Raw genomic sequence first — 19,126 nt, forward strand, 5'->3', positions numbered from 1 at the left:
CAATGAGTTCGTATTCCAAGCCGCGTCGCAAGGCGCGGTGGGTATCGATCACTGCCGCGCTCGCGGTGATGGCCGCGGCTATGACAGTCACCGGCGCGCTGGGGTGGTGGCAGTGGAACCGGTCTCACGAACAGGCCGTCACTGTGGCTCCCGAGGCGACGGTGCCGCTAGCCGACGTCCTCGCCCCAGCATCGTCTCCCGGCGGTGCCATTAGCCGCCAAGTTTCCGTCGCCGGAATCTGGGCCGACGAGGACGCCGTGATCATTCCTGGCCGCGAGGTCGAGGGCACCCCGGCAGAGTTCTTGGTTCGACCGCTCATTGTTGATGCAGACCTCACCGGCACGGGCGAGCCTGCCACCCTTGCGGTCGTGGTGGGCTGGCGCCCGGAGGGCGACACAGTAGGCCCCGATGCGGACCCCGGAACCGTGGCTTTCGACGGCTACGTCCGCTCCGCCGAGCAGTCCATGCCGGGCGCGGATCTGCCGGAAACCGAGGTGGAGGGTGCGACGTGGAGCGCGGCCATGTCGGTCGCGGAGCTCGCACAGGAATGGCCGGGGCCGTTGTACTCAGCCGTCATGGTCTCTTACGCAGGCTCGCCGTCCTGGCAGCCGTTGCCCCCGCTGCCCGAGGAGAGCCACCTCAACCTGCAGTACCTGGCCTACTCCTTCGAGTGGTGGATTTTTGGTGCATTCGCTGTGTTTATTGGCGCACGCTGGATACGCGACAATGGTTTCGACTCCAGTGAAGACGATGCTGCGCCCCAGGGTGCCGATGCGTCCGATGACCTGGCGACCACTGATGAGACCGTGGCGGTCGGCGACACCGATGCCCGAAAGGACCAGAGTTGAGCGACGCAACGCAGGCGCGAGCAGGCAAGATCCGGGGTGCGCTCAAGCGCTACCAAGTGATGGCGATCATCACCAGCAGTTTCCTGCTGCTCCTCACCATCGTGACGCTCGTGAAGTACATCGGCGACTGGGCGTTTGACTGGGTCAACGAGGGCTTCCTCTCCGTAGCATTGACCATTGGAATCGTCCACGGCTGGATCTACGTCGTGTACCTCCTCACCTGCCTGGACCTGTGGACCAAGATGAAGTGGTCCTTCGGCCGTCTCGTGTATATGGCACTCGGCGGAGTGATCCCCGTGCTCGGCTTCTTTGTCGAGGCCAAACTCGCCCGCGACGTCAAGAACGGACTCGAATCATGACCGACACCCTTCAGCAGCGCCCCGTCCTCGTCGTCGACTGCGGCGCGCAGTACGCGCAGCTCATCGCCCGCCGCGTGCGTGAGGCCAGCGTGTACTCCGAAGTCGTCCCTCATTCCATGAGTGCCGCGGACATGCTCGCCAAGAATCCCGCCGCAGTGATCCTGTCGGGAGGCCCGTCCTCGGTTTACGCCGACGGCGCTCCTCAGATTGACCCTGCGCTGTTTGACGCTGGCGTGCCCGTGATGGGCATCTGCTACGGCTTTCAGGCGATGGCGGCCGCGCTTGGCGGAACAGTGGCAAAGACGGGCCTGCGCGAGTACGGCCGCACCACCGCACGCGTCGCCGATGCTGGCACGGCTCTGGCTGGATCGCCGAGCGAGCAGGAAGTATGGATGAGCCACGGCGACTCCGTGCAGGAGGCACCCGAGGGCTTCACGGTGCTCGCCACCACCGACGGTGCACCCGTCGCGGCGTTCGAGAACCTGGAGCGCCAGATGTGCGGCGTGCAGTGGCACCCTGAGGTCAAGCACTCGCCGCTCGGCCAGGCCGCCATCGAGAACTTCCTCTACAACGTCGCTGGCATTCGTGCCGACTGGACCGCGGCCAACGTGATCGACGAGCAGGTCGCGTTGATCCGCGAGCAGGTCGGTTCTGCGCGTGTGATCTGCGGGCTTTCCGGTGGAGTCGACTCCGCCGTAGCGGCCGCCATTGTGCAGAAGGCCATCGGCGACCAGCTCACGTGCGTGTTCGTGGACCACGGGCTGTTGCGCAAGGGCGAGGCCGAGCAGGTAGAGCGAGACTATGTCGCGATCACCGGCGTAAAGCTTGTGGTTGCGGACGAGAAGCAACGCTTCCTCGAGGCACTGGATGGCGTGACGGATCCCGAGACCAAGCGCAAGATCATCGGCCGCGAATTTATCCGCGCCTTCGAGGCCGCCGAGCGTCAGATCGTGGCGGCGGCACCCGACGGTGAGCCCGTGAAGTTCCTGGTGCAGGGGACGCTGTACCCCGATGTTGTCGAGTCCGGCGGCGGCGAGGGCGCGGCCAATATCAAGAGCCACCACAACGTGGGAGGGCTGCCCGAGGACCTTGAGTTTGGCCTGGTGGAGCCGTTGCGCGCGCTGTTTAAGGACGAGGTGCGCGCCGTCGGTGCGGAACTGGGACTTCCCGACGAGATGGTGTGGCGTCAGCCGTTCCCCGGCCCCGGCCTGGGCATCCGAATCATCGGCGCGGTTACTCAGGAGCGCATCGACATCCTGCAAGAGGCCGACGCGATCGCTCGCGAGGAGCTCACCAAGGCCGGACTGGATCGCGAGATCTGGCAGTGCCCCGTGGTGCTGCTCGCCGATGTCCGTTCGGTGGGCGTCCAGGGTGACGGCCGCACATACGGCCACCCCGTGGTGTTGCGTCCGGTGTCCTCCGAGGACGCCATGACCGCCGACTGGACGCGCGTGCCCTACGAGGTCCTCGCTCACATCTCCAACCGGATCACCAACGAGGTCGAGGAGATCAATCGCGTGACGCTGGACGTGACGTCCAAGCCGCCGGGGACCATCGAGTGGGAGTAGCGCTTCTCGGCTGATGCTCCTGCGCTTACATCTGGGCGCAAAATGGGCCTCAAATGCGTCTGAATGTAGGCGCAGGAGGCGGTGAGCCTAGCTACTTGATTGAGGATGACTCCAGCACCGCGTGGAGGATGCCGTCGTTCGTGTCGCCCCCACGCACGGCGTCGAGGTAGTCATCCACGTCCACGTTGGTCGGGCGGGCGAGAATCCAGACGTCGCCATGGCGCGCGAGCAAGTCATCCGTCGCCAACCCGTCGTCGTTGGTGTAGCTGACGTGAACGATCGGAATGTCGCCGGAGGTGAACGTCTCGCCGTCACCGCCTGTCGCATCGGCGATCTGGTGGGCAAGGTCGTCCGCGTCGTCGGGAACCTTGTCCCCGTACGGCGACTCGCCACCCACGCGGTACGTCTCGACCTGCACCCAAACCGAGTTCTTGTAGGCGTCCGAGCCTGGTGCTGAGAGGTCGAAAGGCTCGCCCGCGTCGACGAGTACCGCGTACGGCAAGACCCCGTCGCCATGGGTGCCCTCGTACTGCCATTCGTCCGGCAACTGGATGCTGACGGTGGCGACGGCCGTGCCCAGGGATGCCTCGCCTGAGGCGTCCTGCGCATCGGCGCTGGGGTTCCCGTCAGAATCAACATCGATTGATGCCTCGGATTGCGAGGTGGGCGAATCGCCGGGAGTCGACGACACGCCCGACGCAGACTCGGTGGCAGTGACTGTGGGCGTTGGGGATGGGTCACCGTCGCTACCTGAGCATGCGGTGAGCGCCAGGCTCGCTGCTAGGGGAATGGTCCAGAACGACTTCTTCATGGTGCCTCCATGAGTTCGACGTATGGCGATGGACAATGCGTTCCCTCGCGTCAACGCAGATCAACCCCAATTCATTACCGCGCGCTAGCGGTACATGAGTGCTGAAATCGAGCGGGAATCCGAGCTCATGTACCGCCACGGCAACTAATGGCGTGGGTCGCTGGACGAGTCGGAATCGGCGAGGGTGGCATCGTCCTCCGATTCATCCTCGATCACCGGAGTCGGGGCGCCGGTCCGCGCGCCACGCGACTTGGCACCACTGGTCACGAGCGCCGTGAGGAGAAGCCACAAGCCCACCCCGAGCAGCCCCAGGATGGCCACCAGTTGGAAATCCACCCGAAAGCCGTTGATCGAGGCCACCATCAGCCCGCCACAGGCGGCGACCAGGATGCCCCACAGTGCACCGGAGAATCGTCCGGACGTGGTGCGTCGTAGTTCAGTCATGACTGATTCCCTTCGGGAGCGGAGGTCGGTTCAGGCGAGCCCGTGGGTGCGGGAGTTGCCGTGGCGTCGGGGGTGACTGCCGGGGTTTCCTCGATCACGATGGTGTTGGCGAACTTGTCGTCATGCACCACCAGCGTGAGGGTTGGGGCGCCGGCATTGATCGCCGACAGATACTCGGTTCCCGTGTTTCGTTGCGAGCCGTCGCCAAAGCTGCCGTCGTCGTAGAACTCGCAATGCAGTCCCCGCGACTGCCAATCCACCGTGGCTTGGGCGAAGGCGTCGCCGCGAAGAATCAGATTGGTTCCCTGGGGGATGGTGAGCAGGGTCCGCTCCGCCGTCACATCGACTACCGCGTCCTGATCGAGAGCGCCGTAGGTCATGCGCGCCTGCGTCGCGTACTGTCGACCGTCCTCGTAGGACTCTCCAGTCTCGGGGTCGAACTCCATTTCTTGCCGGTACGCCTCGTAGTCCCAGCATTGCTGCGCGACAAAGATTTGCTGGTAGTCGTCGGTGAAGGCCAACGTGGGATCCGCGACGGAGGGGTCGTCATAGGGGACCTCCTCGATGAGATTGCCGTCCGAGTCGTAGTGCCTGCCATCAATCCAGTAGTCGGAGGACCCGCCGGCCGAGATTTCCACGCTGACCATATCGAAGGCGTCGCGAATCTCTCCGGTATTGACCGCTGCCAACAATCCCACCGCCAATAGCGGCACTGACAGGAAGCCGAGGAATCCAGGCTTGCGGCCGGTGAGAGAGATGCCGGCGAGGATGACCCCAAAGCCGATGGTGAACGTCGCCAGCCAGATCAGCGATGCTGACGCGGCCAGCAGGTACTGTGACTCCGCGATCAGAATCGCGGCTCCTGAAATCAATACCCACGCGAGCGTGATGAGGTAGAACATCTTGCCCGGGCCCGGCACGCGTCGCTTGGGTGGACGCGGCGGCAAGGCGGGCCTGGGAGGTACGGGGGGCACCGGCGGCACGGATGCGGCGGAACCCTCGCCGGACGATGTTGCGGCAGCGTCCGCCGATTCCGGACCGTCTCCGGCCGATGCCGCGGCAGCTCCGGTTGAGGCCGCGCCGAGGGCCACATCGCGAGGAGTGAGGGCCGCTTCCCAGGGTTGGGGCCGGGTGGGGTCGGCCGCCGCTGGGGGGCCCGCGGCGGCGGCCGGGGGATCGTTCGCGTCGACCGAGGTGGCATCGGTGCCCGCGTGACCACTGGAGGTGCCTCCCGAACCCTGCCCCGAGTCGCGCCCGCCGCGTCGCACCAGATACACGATGCCGAAGGCAATCCCTGCCAGGACGAGCAGGCTGAAACCAATCGAGATGATGGTGAAGAACACCATCAAGACAGTGTCGAACCGTCCGAATCCCGACACGTCGGCGGAGTCCCAGCCAATGTTGAATCCGCCGTTCCACCAGTGGCCGTCGAGGTTCATGATGCCAATGAGCGCGATGATGCCGATGCCGACGAGCGCGCCCACATTGGTGATGCCCCGTCCAAAGTTCTGGATGACGATGTTGCCGTCACGGTCGGGCAGCAGCGCCCAGGCAGCGGCGTAGGCGAGCAACACGAGGCCCGTCAGGATGATCGCCGCAATGACGAGGATGATTCGGGCGGGAACGCGGGCAAGGCCGATGCGCTCGCCCACTCCGGAGGCGACGCCACCGAACACGCCCTGGGAACTGCGCGTGATTCCCCAGCTGCGAATGGCGCTGAAGAATGCCGCCTCGCGTTGCGGCTGTGGTGCAGAGTCGGTCACGGTTGCTCCTAGCGATGAGTGACTGGGCCGGGGCCTTGTCACACTGAACTGATGATGACCTCAGTCTCGCCGGGGCGTACCGCGGATCGCTATGAGGTGACACCCTGATCTTGACCCTGATATTCGCCCCAACAGCCCGTACGGCGGCTGCTGCTGTGTGACGATTGAGCCGTGACAGAGACCAGTCGGCGCCGTATCGCGCGTCCCCTCGAGCGTGACCGCGCCCCTAGCCAGTGGTGGCGTGGGCTGGTGGGCGTCGCGTTGCTGGTCATCGCTGGTGTGCTGATTGCCAACCGCTCGGGAGCGGAGGGAATCGAGCCCTGGGTCATCCCGTCCATCGTGTTTGTCGTCGGGCTCGTGCTGGTGTGGAGCCCCCTCGATCGCGCGACCACCGACGACGCGCGGCGCCCCAACCTCGCGGGCCTGTTCCGGCGCGACGCGATGGTGCGCCTGGTGTTGGGACTGGCCATGACCATCGGCGCGCTGTGGTGGTTCGCGACGTGGGACTTCACCGATGACCCGGTACGCCGGTCCATCGTGGTGCCGCTCGTGGTCCTCGGTGCCCTGGCGCTGGTGCTGGCGCCGTGGTGGCTGCGATTGATCCGCCAGGTGGGGGTGGAGCGCCAGGAACGCATCCGGGAGTTCGAGCGCGCGGAGATCGCGGCGCACCTGCACGACTCGGTCCTGCAGACCCTCACGCTGATCCGCGCCAAGGCCGACGACCCCGATGCGGTCACGCGACTGGCGCGTGCCCAGGAGCGTGACCTGCGCGCCTATCTTTACCAGGACCGACGCTCCGAGGAGGAGTCCGTTGCCACCGCCCTCGAACTCGCGGTCAACGCCGTCGAGGATGCACAGGGCGCGGTCGTCGACCTGGTCTCGGTGGGGGACGCTCCCACAGACGATCGCCTCTGGGCCGCGGTGAAGGCGGCGCGCGAGGCGACCTCGAATGCCGCCCGCCACGGCATCGGGCCGGTGTCGGTGTACGCGGAGCTGACGGCGGACACCTACGAGATTTTCGTCAGGGACTCGGGCCCGGGGTTCGACCCCTCCGCCGTGCCGGCCGACCGGCTGGGCATCAAGCAGTCGATCATCGGTCGAGTCGAACGCCAGGGCGGCGTGGCGTCCATTCATTCCACCCCCGGTGGCCGCACCGAGGTCAGCATCTCCATCCCGCGCGAACTAGAGAAGTGAGTCACTAGCCATGAGCGTCTCAGTAGTCATTGTCGACGATCACGACGTCATTAGAGTCGGCGTGCGCGAGTCGCTCGCCGACGACATTGAGGTGATCGGTGAGGCCCGCGACGTGGAAAGCGCGATCGAGGTCGTTCAAGAGACGCGGCCGCAGGTGGTCATCCTCGATGTTCACCTTCCCGGGGGCACAGGAGGCGGAGCGCTGGACGTGCTCGCCGAAATCTTGGGAGGAGCCGATGCGCCCCGCGTCCTGGCACTGTCCGTTTCCGATGCGGCGGAGGACGTGGTGGCGACGGTGCGGGCGGGCGCTCGTGGGTACGTGACCAAGTCAATCTCGGGCCCGGACCTGTCCGATGCCGTGCGCAGGGTTGGTGGTGGCGACGCAGTGTTCTCGCCGCGGCTCGCGGGCTTTGTACTCGACGCCTTTGGTGCGGCCGGTGGCGAGGTGGCGGCAGTCGACGAGGACCTGGACAAGCTCACCGCACGCGAGCAGGAAGTCATGCGTCTGATCGCGCGTGGCTACACCTACCGCGAGGTAGGAGAGAAACTGTTCATCTCCATCAAGACGGTGGAGACGCACGTGGGCAAGGTGCTCCACAAACTTCAACTGTCCAACCGCCACGAACTCGCTCACTGGGCCGCGCAGCGACGCATTGTCTAGGCGCGGAATGTTTTGCCTGCTAGACTGATTCCACTTGTGAGTTGACGTTTGACTCCCTGCGTCGCAGATTGCTTTCCACTTCTCGCCCATCGGTAGACCGATGAGGCTCGTAGAAATTCTCTTCGGCGAACGATTGCGGACACCTCCGCCTTCGCCACCATCGCCGGTGCAATCTCACGCTGTCACCTGACAGCGACGCAACCGCACATCCGTGCACTCGCATCGGCTCATTGCCCCGAAAGGCAACGCATTGTCTGACAAGACTTTTGGCGCGCTCGGCGTGCCCACCCCCATCACCGACGTCCTGGACGCGGAGGGCAAGACCAACGCCTTCCCCATTCAGATCGACACCCTCCCCGATACCCTTTCCGGTCGCGACGTCCTCGGACGCGGCAAGACCGGCTCCGGCAAGACGCTGGCCTTCTCCATCCCCATGGCGGTGCGCCTGGGCACCAAGGGTGGCCGAGCGCGTCCCGGTCACCCTCGCGGCCTGATCCTTGCGCCCACCCGTGAACTCGCCACGCAGATCGACGCCGTCATCGCGCCGCTCGCCAAGGCTTACGGCCTCAAGACGACCACCATCTTTGGTGGCGTCAAGCAGCACCGGCAGGAGCAGGCGCTCCGCGCCGGCGCCGACATCGTCGTGGCGTGCCCCGGCCGCCTCGAGGACCTCATGAAGCAGGGCCACGTGAAGCTCGACATGGTCGACATCACCGTCCTCGACGAGGCCGACCACATGGCTGACCTGGGCTTCCTGCCCGGCGTCACGCGCATCATGAATGCCACCCCGCAGAACGGTCAGCGCATGCTCTTCAGCGCGACGCTGGACAATGGCGTGGACAAGCTCGTCAAGCGCTTCCTGCACAACCAGATCATGCACTCGGTTGACGAGGCCAACAGCCCCGTGGCCGCCATGACGCACCACGTCTTCACCGTCACCGGCGCCGATGCCAAGCGCGACCTGGTTCACACCCTCGCCTCCGGCACGGGCCGCCGCATCCTGTTCATGCGCACCAAGCACCAGGCCAAGAAGCTTGCCAAGCAGCTCACCGCCGCAGGTATCCCTGCGGTCGACCTGCACGGCAACCTGTCGCAGAACAAGCGCGACCAGAACCTCGCGCTCTTTGCCGGCGATAAGCACCGCGTGCTGGTCGCGACCGATGTCGCCGCGCGTGGAGTCCACGTTGACGGCGTCGAGCTCGTGGTCCACGTCGACCCCCCCGCCGAGCACAAGGCGTACCTGCACCGCTCCGGCCGCACGGCACGTGCGGGCTCCGAGGGTGACGTCGTCACCGTGGTCCTACCCGAGCAGCGTCGCGAGACCGAGCAGTTGCTTCGCCAGGCCAAGATCAACGTACGCCCCGAGGCCGTCAACTCCGAGTCCGCTCAGGTTGTCGCGCTTGTCGGTGAGGTTGCTCCCTATGTGAAGCCGTCGCCCATCACGGAGCAGCCGCAGCGCGGACGCTCACAGGGTGGCCGCTCGCAGGGTGCCAACGCCCAGCGCAAGCGCGCCAACCGTGACCAGCGTGGCCAGGGTGGAAGCAGCCGAGGCGCAAGCTCCGGCTCACGTGGCCGTCCGGAAGGCGAGCACGGTCAGCACCGTCCCGCCGGCTCGGAGCGCTCCAACGGCTCCGGACGCTCGAACAACACGGGCCGCTCCAATGGTTCGGGTCGCTCGGGCGCGACTCGTGTCAAGGGAGAGAGCAACGGCCACGGTCAGCGTGGCAGCGGCTCGCAGCGCTCGGGTGGTTCAAACGGTGGCGCCGCGGCGTTCTCCTCGAACTCCAGCGGCGGCCGTCGCTCGCGCTAGTCGCCCGCGGGGCGTGACGCCCCACTGATTTTTCCGGGAGAGCCCGGCGCAGCATCGTCCGCAAGGGCAGTGACTGCGCCGGGCTTTTTCTTGCCCCTGAAGGCGCGAACGGTGGCATGCTGAGATGTGCAGCGAGGCACCAATAAGGAGCGCGAGATGGGTGATCTCTACTACACGGCGAACATGTCCCTCGACGGCTATACGACCGATGCGCAGGGCAACTTTGACTTTTCTGAGCCGGACGCCGAGGTGCATCAGTACTTCAACGACTTCGAGCGGGCGTTCGATACGGCACTCTACGGCCGCGCCATGTACGAGACGATGGTCTATTGGGAGACCAATCCGGGGCCGGAGGATCAGTCGCCCATCGCGCAGGAGTTTGCGGAGGTATGGCGGTCTCAGCACAAGATCGTCTATTCGGCGACCCTTGAGGACATCGCCTCCGAGCGCACCTCGCTCGAACGAGTCTTTGACCCGGAAGCGGTGCATGACATGGTGCGGGCGGAACCCAGGGATGTCAGCATCGGGGGACCGACCATCGCCGCCACCGCCTTGCGTGCCGGAATCGTTGACTACGTCAACCTGCTGGTCCTGCCTCACGTCTTGGGTGGTGGGCTGGCCGCGCTTCCTCACGGGTATCGAGCTGCACTCGACTTGGTTGAGGAGCAACGATTCTCTGGGGGAACGGTCCGTCTGCTGTACCGCGTAGGAGCCCGCTAAAACACGTCATCAACGCTTAAGTGGAACCTATAGTCCAATTTCCGTGCGCGCGTCGGCAAATTCCGCTCTACCATGGGTGAAGACGGCGTAGCACCGATGCTCTGAGGGGGGCTCGTTACGACGTATATGCAGGAGGGTCTGTGGGAGAGCCACAAGGGGCCAATGGGGGCCGCGGCGACGCGTACGAGTTTGACGCGCCCGCGATCACGGGCGAGATTCCCGTTCCGCAGGAATCCACGAGTCCTCGTGCCATGGTCGCCTTCTCCCTCGCGGGCCTTGCCTTCGGCCTGTTCTACGTCGTGTGGTTCCTGGTGGCCTACCCCACGCCCCGGTGGCTGATGGTCGCAGTCTCAGTGCTGACGGTGCTGGTCTTTTCCTCCGGTGTGGCGTTTGCCCGCACCAGGTTCGCCACTCCTCTGGCCATCGGCATCGTGACGTTCGCCGCTTTCATTTTGTTGGTCTACACCGCGGTTCTCTCTACGGATTCCTCCGTGCACATGCTCTATTTGGCGGCTGGCTTCGCGATGCTCGCGCTATTCCCGGAGCCCTTGTGGCGATTGCGGATCGTATACGCAGGCGCCATGATCACGCTGGTCGTCGCGTGCGAGTTTCTCTTCGCTGAACCAGCGGTCGAGCACCTTGTGGAGGTCGGACGAGACAGCATCCTTGCCGCCGCGAATCGACTGTGGACGGTGGTGGTGGTCGCCATGGGGATGGGGATCGTCTTGTATCGCTCCACACGCCGCCAGCGCGACCTGAGCGGCGCCGCCGAACTGGGCGAATACTTGGCGAGCACCGATGTCATGACCGGCATTGCGAACCGCCGCCCGGTTCTGGCGCAACTGCACGAGTTCGACGATGAAAAGGTCTCGCGCTACGCCGTCGCCATCATCGACATCGACGGCTTCAAGGCCATCAACGATCGCCTGGGTCACGAAGAGGGTGACGCGCTCATCTCCGCGATCGCTCGCCGATTGCGTGCCCACTTCCGCCAGACAGACCTGGTGAGTCGATGGGGTGGGGACGAGTTCCTGGTTGTGCTCCCAAACATCACTCGCGAGGAGTTGTTCTCGGTCCTGGACCGGCTGCGCATGTCCGTCGCGACGTCCCCCTTCTCCTTGGGGGCCGACCCGATTGCGGTCACGCTTTCCGCCGGGGCGGCGATCGCTGGCGCGGAGGACAACTCGCGCGAGGTGATTCGCGCCGCGGACCTCGCGTTGTACACGGCCAAGCACACGGGGCGGAACCGTGTGGTTCTCGCGGATGACTCCACTATCGAGGCAGTCCAGGTTCAGCACTGACGTTGGCGACTTGTGGTGTTGTGTGATTCAGAGAATCCGTTCGTGATCGCCTGTGTATAGTCCTGAATTATGGAGAAAGGAGCGATTCTCGTGCGCGTCTCTCCTCACGCCAGAATGAGCCTGGCGGTCACAGCGGTCACAGCGGTCACGGCGATCGCAGCGGTGGCACTGACCGGCTGTGCGCCGGCAGACTCGGGTCCCCGAGTCTCCTGGACGCTCCCGGTCGACCCAAGCCCGGAGACAAGCGCTCCCGCGGCCCCAACCGCATCGGCGCAGCCCTCGATAGAAGCCACGGACGCTGTAGGTGCGAACGTCGCTACGTTGCCGTCGTGCGACACGCTGCGTGGATTCTTTGGCGATACTGCGGCAAAGCTGGGCGAGCATCCCGAAGGAACAACGCAGTCCTACGACGACGAGACTGGCTACGGGATCGGCTGCGGGTGGACCACTCCACTGTCGCCGCCCACTGACGAATACATGGCCGCGCTCCAAGCGGGCGACCTCACGCTAGTGGTCGTCGTGGACTCCGATCCACTGACACCCATTGACGGGGATGCCTTCGGAGACTTTGACGTAGACGCCGCCGCAGTTGAGGCAGGCGGATTTGTCGTCTACGACGACGCCCTGGATCCCGATGCTGTAGTGGGGCACACCGGTGTCAGCGTCGTGTTCGGCGACACGAGCGTGCGAATCACCCCCATTGTGCTCGACGACCCCGAGCAGGTACTGCCGGAGCTCACTAACCAGCGCGTCCTGGATATCGAACTGGCCATCCACAAGGAGCTCGGCTCGTACTAGCCGTCGGTGTGGAAAATCGGAGCCTGGTGAGGCGCGGAGCGCCTAGACTCGTCGGGTCATGGATGCACTTTTCGATATCACCGAGCCCGCACCTTCCGCATTGACGGAGGGCCTCAACCCACCACAGGCGGAGGCGGTGGTGCATCACGGCAGCGCGCTGCTGATCATCGCCGGCGCAGGATCGGGCAAGACCCGTGTGCTCACGCACCGCATCGCCTACCTGCTGGAGACGGGGCGCGCACGCCCGCACGAGATCCTTGCGATCACGTTTACCAACAAGGCCGCGGGGGAGATGCGCGAGCGCGTCGCAGCCTTGGTGGGGCCGGACGCCAAGCGCATGTGGGTCAGCACGTTCCACTCGGCATGTGTGCGCATCCTGCGCCGCGACTACGAGAAGGCCGGGCTGAAGTCCACGTTTTCCATCTATGACACCTCGGACTCGGTCAACCTCATGAAGCTCGTCATGAAGGAACTCGACCTCGACCCTAAGAAGTTCACACCCAAATCCATCCTCAACCGCATCGGCACGTTCAAGGACGAGTTGATCGACCCCGAGGTCGCGCTCGCGGCCTCCGAGGCGGCGTCGCGTCACTCAGTGGAGCATGCGGCGGGCAAGGCCTACGGTCTCTATCAGCGCCGCCTCGAGGCTGCCAACGCCGTGGACTTCGACGACATCATCACCAAGTCCGTGTACCTGCTGCAGCGTCACCCCGAGGTTGCGCGCCAGTATCGCGAGCAGTTCCGTCACATCCTGGTGGACGAGTACCAGGACACCAACCACGCGCAGTACACCCTGGTACGCGAACTAGTCGGTCCCGAGGACGACGCCTCGCTACCCCCCGCGGAGCTCACGGTGGTGGGTGACGCCGACCAGTCCATCTACGCCTTCCGTGGCGCAACCATCCGCAACATCATGGAGTTCGAGAAGGACTATCCGAACGCGCACACCGTGCACCTTGAGCAGAACTACCGCTCCACCCAGAACATCCTGACCGCGGCCAACGCCGTGATCTCCAACAACACCGGCCGCCGCCCCAAGAACCTGTGGACCGATGCCGGAGCCGGCTCCAAGATCGTGGGCTACGCGGGCGACACGGAGCAGGAAGAGGCGCTGTTCATCGCCGGCGAGATCCGCCGCCTGATTCGCGAGGACGACGTGCAGCCGTCCGATGTCGCCATCATGTACCGCGCGAACGCCCAGTCCCGCTCAATTGAAGGTCGCCTGGGGGCCGCCGACATCCCGTACAAGATCGTGGGCGGCACGCGCTTCTACGATCGCAAGGAAGTCAAGGACATGCTCGCGTATCTCGCCGCCGCGGTAAACGAGGACGACGATGTGGCCACCCGGCGCATCATCAACGTACCCAAGCGCGGCATCGGCGACACGGCTGTGGACTCCGTCGAGAATGTGCGCCGCACGCTGAACGCCACGGCCGCCCCCGGCGAGTCCGTCAGTTTTGGCGCGGCACTGCGACACCTGGACGATGCTGGCTTGGCCGCGCGTTCGCGCGCGGCTATCGACGGGTTCGTTCGCCTCATGGACGACATCCGCTCGCTTGCCGAGGACAACGGCCCGGCGGGCGTGCTCGACGCCATCGCCGACCGCTCCGGACTGCTGTCTACGCTGCGCAACTCCGACGACCCGCAGGACGCGAGTCGCATCGAGAACGTGATGGAGCTCGTCGCCGTGGGGCGCGAATTCACGGAGGAGAACCCCGAGGGCACGCTTGCGGACTTCCTTGAGAAGGTCGCGCTCGTTGCCGATGCTGACCAGATTCCCGATGCCGATGGCACCGGCGGCGTGGTCACCCTGATGACCCTTCACACGGCCAAGGGTCTCGAGTTCCCCACCGTGTTCCTCACCGGGATGGAAGACGGGACGTTCCCCCACGTGCGCTCGATCGAATCCGGAAGCGCCAAGGACATGGAAGAGGAGCGCCGACTCGCTTACGTGGGGCTGACCCGCGCGCGCGAGCGGCTCTACCTGACGCGCGCCGAGGTGCGAGCGAGTTGGGGCGCGCCTCAGTACTTCGCCGCCTCGCGCTTTGCCGACGAGATTCCGTCCGAACTCGTCGAGTGGAAGCGCTCGGAGACGTCGATGGCGTCGCTGCGCGCGCGCTCGGATCGGGGCACCTCGCGCGACAACGCCTGGTCGTCGAACTACGGCGGCTCGCAGGACCGCCCGGATGGCAACGCGTACTCGCGTGCGGGTGCGGTGCTGTCGCGCAAGGTTCCCCCCAGCCCCCCAGGGGTGGCCAACGGGGCCGACCTTGGATTCGAGGTGGGAGACCGTGTCACGCACGACAAGTACGGTATGGGCAAGGTCATCGGCCTCGAGGGGTCTGGCAAGAATGCCGCCGCCAAGGTGGACTTTGGAGCTGACGGCGTGAAGCGCTTGGTGCTGCGCTTCGCCCCCATCGCCAAGTTGTAGGACGGCGTCTCGATAGCGTTCCCGGACAACGGGCGCGCTCGCCCCTGCGCGCTCGTCCCTTTGTACCTTTTGCGCGTTTCGTAACGATTCGTTACTGTCTGGTCAGTAAGGGGGCGCCGCGATGGCAACCCTGCCGAGACGGCGTTGTCTCGGAAACCTCAACGGAGAGGAACGCGCATGAAGGTACGCAGCACCATCACACATCATCGGGGGAGGGCCGCCGCGGTCGCGGCCAGCGCCGCCTTGGTCGCCGGAGTCGCCTTGGCGTCCCCGGCATCGGCTCAAGGGGCATCGAACCCGGACCCGGCCAACCCGGACTTCGGTCCAAACGTCACCATCTTCACTCCCGACACTCCACTCGCAGAAATTCAGGCGACCGTGGACGCTCTCGCTGACGAGACCCGCGACGCGGAAATGAGTTCCGAGCGCCACGCCGTCTATTTCATGCCGGGCGACTATGGCACGGACCATGCTCCCCTGCAGTTTGAGGTGGGGTACTACACCGAGGTGGCTGGCTTGGGAGCGGCACCCGGGGACGTCAATGTGAACGGCAAGATCGAGGTCTATAACCGATGCTTGGGTGATGACGAGGCACCCAACTGCATCGCGCTGGTGAACTTCTGGCGCACGTTGTCGAACCTGTCATTGCAGGTCAACGGTACGGGTCAGGATGGTTGCCGCGCCTCGGCAAACTTCTGGGCCGTATCTCAGGCGGTGTCCATGCGTCGCGTTGATGTCTCTGGCGGCACCCTGTCGCTCATGGACTACTGCACCGCGGGTCCTCAATACGCGTCGGGCGGATTCATCGCGGACACCCGCGTCGCCGGCGACCTGGTGAACGGCTCGCAGCAGCAGTGGCTGACACGCAATAGTGACGTCGGCAACTGGACCAATGGTGTCTGGAACCAGGTGTTCTCGGGCGTCGTGGGTGCTCCCGACGATTCCGGCTTCCCCGACCCGACGTACACCACCATTGACGAGACTCCCGTGAGCCGCGAGAAGCCATATCTGTTCGTTGACTCGGCGGGTGAGTTCCACGTGCGCGTCCCCTCGGCCCACACCAACACCAGCGGAGTGTCCTGGGACGAGGACATGACGTCGGGCCGCACGCTGTCCATCCGTGACTTCTACATCGCCAAGCCGGGCGACTCCGTCAAGCAGATCAATAAGGAACTTGCCCGCGGCAAGAACCTCCTGCTGACGCCCGGTGTCTACGGCATCGGCTCCAGCATCGACGTGAAGCGCAAGAACACAGTGGTGCTCGGCATGGGCCACGCGACCCTCACTGCGGAGGATGGCGCGACCCCGATCAGGGTGTCGGACGTGCCCGGCGTGGTAATCGCCGGAGTCTCCATCGATGCCGGAGCCAAGGAGTCCCCGGTGCTGCTTCAGGTGGGCAAAGAGGACAAGAGCAACGGCCACGGCAAGAAGAAGGGCCATGCCAAGAAGGCCGACTCGAGCAACCCCATCACCCTGAGTGACGTCTACTTCCGGGTGGGCGGGCCGCACATCGGCAAGGCCGACGTGGCGCTGCAGGTCAATGCCGACAACACCCTGATCGACCACACCTGGGTGTGGCGCGGGGACCATGGCGTCGAGGGCTTCACCGAGGGGGTTAACGGCGACACGGAGCGCTGGAACACCAACATCGGCCGCAACGGCGCCGTTATCAACGGTGACAACGTGACGGCGACCGGCCTCTTTGTGGAGCACTTCCAGGAGTACAACACCATCTGGAACGGCGAGAACGGCACCACGATTCTGTACCAGAACGAGCTGCCGTATGACCCGCCCACGCAGGCGGACTGGATCCAGCCCAACGGCACGCTGGGTTGGGCCGGCTACAAGGTGGGGGACGATGTCAAGCAACACCACCTGTACGGAGCTGGGGTGTATGTGTTCAACCAGAACAACCCCAGCATCGTGACGACGAACGGCTTCGAGGTCCCCGACACCTCGGGCGTGAAGCTGCATCACATCATGACGGTGAACCTGTCCGCCGGCAGCATCGAACATGTGGTGAATGGCGTGGGCACCTCCGCGACCATGGACAACACGGGTACGCCACAATTCGTGGTGGATTACCCCGTAGCGCCCTAGCGGGGTACACACAAAAGGAGGGGTGCCACCCTCACGGACGGCACCCCTCCTTCTTGCTTGCGTGGTGCAGGCTAGGCGTCGATGACCTTGGAGTCCTTGCCAAAGCTGAAGGCGCGAACCAGCGACACAATGCCGAGGATCACGAAGACCGCGCCCGTGAAGACCACGAGCCAGAGGGCGGACCAGGTGGGAACGGCGATGACGACTACGCCGGCGATGATGCCGACGATGCCGGCGAAGTACGCGAGCCCCTTAGCCTCGGTGCGCGACGCGGTAGCCAGCGTGAGGGCACCTTCGATGATCCAGCCGATGCCGATGAAGATGACCACGATGATGGTGAGTACCTCGGTGGAGGATTCGAGATTCTTGAGGACCACGACGCCACCCACGAGGACCAGCAGGCCGAGGATCAAGTTGAGCGTGCGCGTGCCGCCGGACAGCCCGTGGCCGAAGATGCCGAACGCGGTGCGGGCGATGCCGCCGATAACGAAGAAGATCGCCGAGATGGCAGCTACCACCATGAGTGACTTACCGGGCCATACGAGCAGGGCGATTCCCAGGCCGATGCCGATGAATCCCAGAATGCCGAACGTGGTGCGGACTGCACTCACGCCTGCACCGGTCAGGTTCTTCGCCTCGATGACGAGGTGGTCGTACATGGTGTTGTCGGTGGGCGCGTTGCTCATGGTGCGGTACTCCTCAGTTGAATGACATTGGTGGCGTCGCCGTTGACGCCACACCAATGCTACTCAGGTAGGGCTGTCTCCCAGTTCAGGTTGATAGTGGAGAGTTGAGAGGGCAGGCAGATGGGCGCGACTATGGTGCCACTTTTAGCTACAGCATCTTTGACGAACCACCGCGGCAGTGCCTCTGAGGGGTTGTCTCCGCTCCCAGCCTGGGTGGTAATCTTTCAGCACAAGCGAAAGTTGCTTGGGGGCTGTGGCGCAGTTGGTAGCGCGCCTCGTTCGCATCGAGGAGGTCAGGGGTTCGAATCCCCTCAGCTCCACCCCTAGATCAGGACCGTCCTTTGGGACGGTCCTTTTCTGTTTGCGTGCAGGATCGGACCACCAGGGCGCACGGACCGCTGAGAACGTGCCAAATCGGACCAATACGGGGTGGCAGGATCGGGGGTGGGCGCCTCGTGCGGGAAATGCGCAAACCAGGCAATTGGCTAACAATCCTTGTGGTTTGGGAACCTTTCGAGCGTGCCGTAGGTTTACTTGGTGCTGCCCGCGCCTCGTATTGCGCTGCGGCGCAGGATCCCCCAATGACTTAAGGAGCACCTCCGCGTGAAGAAGTACTGGCTGACCGCAACCACACTGGGCGCCATCGCCGCGCTGAGCCTCACGGCATGCAGCTCGAGTGACGATTCCACCGAGAGCTCATCGACGGCCTCGCCGACGACGGCGGCGACGTCTGACGCAGCCGTGTCCGCCACCGGGCAGATGCAGGTCGGCACCGACGCGGATGTCGAAGTGCTCAAGACCATCAAGTGGACCGTGACCGACGACGTGCCGACGCTCGAGTTCGACTCACCGCTAACCGTCACCGGTTCAGCCTCGTACGTCGCCACCGAGGGCGACGGCGACGTAGTCGCTGATGGTGACAACGTAGACCTCCAGGTCGTCGCGATCTCCGGCGCAGACGGAACGGTGCTCGCTTCTACGTACGAGACCGGCGTGATGGACACGGTGCCCATGGTCGACGGTTCGTTGCCCCCGGAGCTCTACTCGACCATCGTTGGCAACAAGGTAGGCCAGACGCTGGTCTTCGCTCAGGTCGACACCACCGCCACGGTGGAGGACGGCGACGTTGCACCTGCCGTGTTCTACGCAGTGACCGTCACCGACATCGCTGTTCCGCCAGAGGTTGCGGATGACGCCGCCGACCTTCCCACGGTGACCCGTGACGACGACGGCGTGCCGTCCATCGACTTCTCCGCGGCCAAGCTGCCGGAGGGTATGGTCGCCAAGGTCCTCGTTGAGGGCGACGGCGCCGAGGTGGGCGCTGACCAGACCGTGACCGCAAACTACACCGGCTGGGTGTGGGACGGCGACAAGTTCGACTCCTCCTGGGACCGCGGCGAGCCCTCTTCGTTCCCCCTTACCCAGGTCGTGCAGGGCTGGCAGCTCGGCCTGACGGGACAGAAGGTCGGTAGCAAGATGCTGCTGGTCATCCCCTCGGAGCTGGGCTATGGAGAGCAGGGCAGCGGCGACTCGATTCCCGGCGGTGCCACGCTGGTGTTCGTCGTCGACATCGAGTCGGCCTCGTAAGCACTTGGGCGCCAACAGGCGCAACGCGAAGGGCCGTGGTGGCGC

16 protein-coding genes and 1 tRNA gene are annotated in these 19,126 nt (G+C 64.8%); 13 read left to right on the forward strand and 4 right to left on the reverse strand.

Annotated features, from left to right (window positions below):
* Nucleotides 1-2: 2 nt before the first annotated feature.
* The 3 genes from AOP73_RS05475 to guaA are packed head-to-tail and all read left to right on the forward strand — an operon-like array spanning nt 3 to nt 2,775.
* Nucleotides 3-848: an SURF1 family protein gene (locus AOP73_RS05475; protein WP_061963668.1), complete on the forward strand. Its 846-nt coding sequence runs from the start codon at nt 3-5 to the stop codon at nt 846-848.
* Nucleotides 845-1,207 (forward strand): DUF3817 domain-containing protein, encoded by a 363-nt coding sequence (locus AOP73_RS05480; protein WP_061963670.1) that lies wholly within the window; start codon nt 845-847, stop codon nt 1,205-1,207. The genes AOP73_RS05475 and AOP73_RS05480 overlap by 4 nt, the downstream gene beginning before the upstream one ends.
* Entirely contained in the window at nt 1,204-2,775 is a 1,572-nt protein-coding gene (guaA, locus tag AOP73_RS05485; RefSeq protein ID WP_061963672.1) for a glutamine-hydrolyzing GMP synthase, read from the forward strand. Before AOP73_RS05480 ends, guaA begins: the two co-directional genes overlap by 4 nt.
* 91 nt (nt 2,776-2,866) lie before the next feature.
* Here the strand turns inward: guaA and AOP73_RS05490 are convergent, their stop codons facing one another.
* From AOP73_RS05490 to AOP73_RS05500, 3 genes are all read right to left on the reverse strand, one after another.
* Nucleotides 2,867-3,586, reverse strand: coding sequence for a hypothetical protein (locus AOP73_RS05490; protein ID WP_061963674.1), 720 nt, complete (start codon nt 3,584-3,586; stop codon nt 2,867-2,869).
* 144 nt (nt 3,587-3,730) lie between these two features.
* Nucleotides 3,731-4,030: a hypothetical protein gene (locus AOP73_RS05495; protein ID WP_061963676.1), complete on the reverse strand. Its 300-nt coding sequence runs from the start codon at nt 4,028-4,030 to the stop codon at nt 3,731-3,733.
* A complete protein-coding gene (locus AOP73_RS05500; protein ID WP_061963678.1) occupies nt 4,027-5,793 on the reverse strand; it encodes a PspC domain-containing protein in 1,767 nt (588 codons plus the stop codon). The genes AOP73_RS05495 and AOP73_RS05500 overlap by 4 nt, the downstream gene beginning before the upstream one ends.
* A 171-nt stretch (nt 5,794-5,964) precedes the next feature.
* Here AOP73_RS05500 and AOP73_RS05505 point away from each other — a divergent pair, with 171 nt between their 5' ends.
* The 8 genes from AOP73_RS05505 to AOP73_RS05540 all read left to right on the forward strand — a co-directional run bounded on the left by AOP73_RS05505 (nt 5,965) and on the right by AOP73_RS05540 (nt 16,808).
* Nucleotides 5,965-6,987 carry a sensor histidine kinase gene (locus AOP73_RS05505; protein WP_152650541.1) on the forward strand — a complete coding sequence of 341 codons (1,023 nt, stop codon included), beginning with the start codon at nt 5,965-5,967 and terminating at the stop codon, nt 6,985-6,987.
* Between the two features lie 10 nt (nt 6,988-6,997).
* Nucleotides 6,998-7,648 carry a response regulator gene (locus tag AOP73_RS05510; RefSeq protein WP_061963682.1) on the forward strand — a complete coding sequence of 217 codons (651 nt, stop codon included), beginning with the start codon at nt 6,998-7,000 and terminating at the stop codon, nt 7,646-7,648.
* Between the two features lie 250 nt (nt 7,649-7,898).
* Entirely contained in the window at nt 7,899-9,458 is a 1,560-nt protein-coding gene (locus tag AOP73_RS05515) for a DEAD/DEAH box helicase (protein WP_084626581.1), read from the forward strand.
* A gap of 156 nt (nt 9,459-9,614) precedes the next feature.
* Nucleotides 9,615-10,178 carry a dihydrofolate reductase family protein gene (locus tag AOP73_RS05520; RefSeq protein WP_061963684.1) on the forward strand — a complete coding sequence of 188 codons (564 nt, stop codon included), beginning with the start codon at nt 9,615-9,617 and terminating at the stop codon, nt 10,176-10,178.
* 140 nt (nt 10,179-10,318) lie between these two features.
* On the forward strand, nt 10,319-11,479 hold the full coding sequence (locus AOP73_RS05525) for a GGDEF domain-containing protein (RefSeq protein WP_061963686.1): 1,161 nt from the start codon (nt 10,319-10,321) through the stop codon (nt 11,477-11,479).
* 90 nt (nt 11,480-11,569) lie between these two features.
* Complete coding sequence (locus AOP73_RS05530; RefSeq protein ID WP_152650542.1) at nt 11,570-12,277, forward strand: hypothetical protein; 708 nt, start codon at nt 11,570-11,572, stop codon at nt 12,275-12,277.
* A gap of 58 nt (nt 12,278-12,335) precedes the next feature.
* Nucleotides 12,336-14,708 carry a DNA helicase PcrA gene (gene pcrA / locus AOP73_RS05535; RefSeq protein WP_061963690.1) on the forward strand — a complete coding sequence of 791 codons (2,373 nt, stop codon included), beginning with the start codon at nt 12,336-12,338 and terminating at the stop codon, nt 14,706-14,708.
* A gap of 177 nt (nt 14,709-14,885) precedes the next feature.
* Nucleotides 14,886-16,808: a pectate lyase-like domain-containing protein gene (locus tag AOP73_RS05540; RefSeq protein ID WP_061963692.1), complete on the forward strand. Its 1,923-nt coding sequence runs from the start codon at nt 14,886-14,888 to the stop codon at nt 16,806-16,808.
* 71 nt (nt 16,809-16,879) lie between these two features.
* Here the strand turns inward: AOP73_RS05540 and AOP73_RS05545 are convergent, their stop codons facing one another.
* Nucleotides 16,880-17,494 carry an HdeD family acid-resistance protein gene (locus AOP73_RS05545; protein ID WP_061963694.1) on the reverse strand — a complete coding sequence of 205 codons (615 nt, stop codon included), beginning with the start codon at nt 17,492-17,494 and terminating at the stop codon, nt 16,880-16,882.
* Between the two features lie 247 nt (nt 17,495-17,741).
* Here AOP73_RS05545 and AOP73_RS05550 point away from each other — a divergent pair.
* Together AOP73_RS05550 and AOP73_RS05555 are read left to right on the forward strand one after the other, a co-directional pair.
* Nucleotides 17,742-17,814: transfer RNA gene (locus AOP73_RS05550), tRNA-Ala, on the forward strand.
* Nucleotides 17,815-18,097: 283 nt separating this feature from the next.
* Entirely contained in the window at nt 18,098-19,081 is a 984-nt protein-coding gene (locus AOP73_RS05555; protein ID WP_061963696.1) for an FKBP-type peptidyl-prolyl cis-trans isomerase, read from the forward strand.
* The last annotated feature ends 45 nt before the right edge of the window (nt 19,082-19,126 follow it).

The sequence above is a fragment of the Demequina aurantiaca genome (genome assembly GCF_000975135.1).
Taxonomy (GTDB): Bacteria; Actinomycetota; Actinomycetes; order Actinomycetales; family Demequinaceae; genus Demequina; species Demequina aurantiaca.

Excerpts from the sequence above, each read along its gene's own strand:
- AOP73_RS05475 (WP_061963668.1), top strand. The coding sequence starts at position 3 with ATGAGTTCGTATTCCAAGCCGCGTCGCAAGGCGCGGTGGGTATCGATC.
- guaA (WP_061963672.1), top strand. The coding sequence starts at position 1,204 with ATGACCGACACCCTTCAGCAGCGCCCCGTCCTCGTCGTCGACTGCGGC.
- AOP73_RS05490 (WP_061963674.1), bottom strand. The coding sequence starts at position 3,586 with ATGAAGAAGTCGTTCTGGACCATTCCCCTAGCAGCGAGCCTGGCGCTC.
- AOP73_RS05495 (WP_061963676.1), bottom strand. The coding sequence starts at position 4,030 with ATGACTGAACTACGACGCACCACGTCCGGACGATTCTCCGGTGCACTG.
- AOP73_RS05510 (WP_061963682.1), top strand. The coding sequence starts at position 6,998 with ATGAGCGTCTCAGTAGTCATTGTCGACGATCACGACGTCATTAGAGTC.
- AOP73_RS05520 (WP_061963684.1), top strand. The coding sequence starts at position 9,615 with ATGGGTGATCTCTACTACACGGCGAACATGTCCCTCGACGGCTATACG.
- pcrA (WP_061963690.1), top strand. The coding sequence starts at position 12,336 with ATGGATGCACTTTTCGATATCACCGAGCCCGCACCTTCCGCATTGACG.
- AOP73_RS05540 (WP_061963692.1), top strand. The coding sequence starts at position 14,886 with ATGAAGGTACGCAGCACCATCACACATCATCGGGGGAGGGCCGCCGCG.
- AOP73_RS05545 (WP_061963694.1), bottom strand. The coding sequence starts at position 17,494 with ATGAGCAACGCGCCCACCGACAACACCATGTACGACCACCTCGTCATC.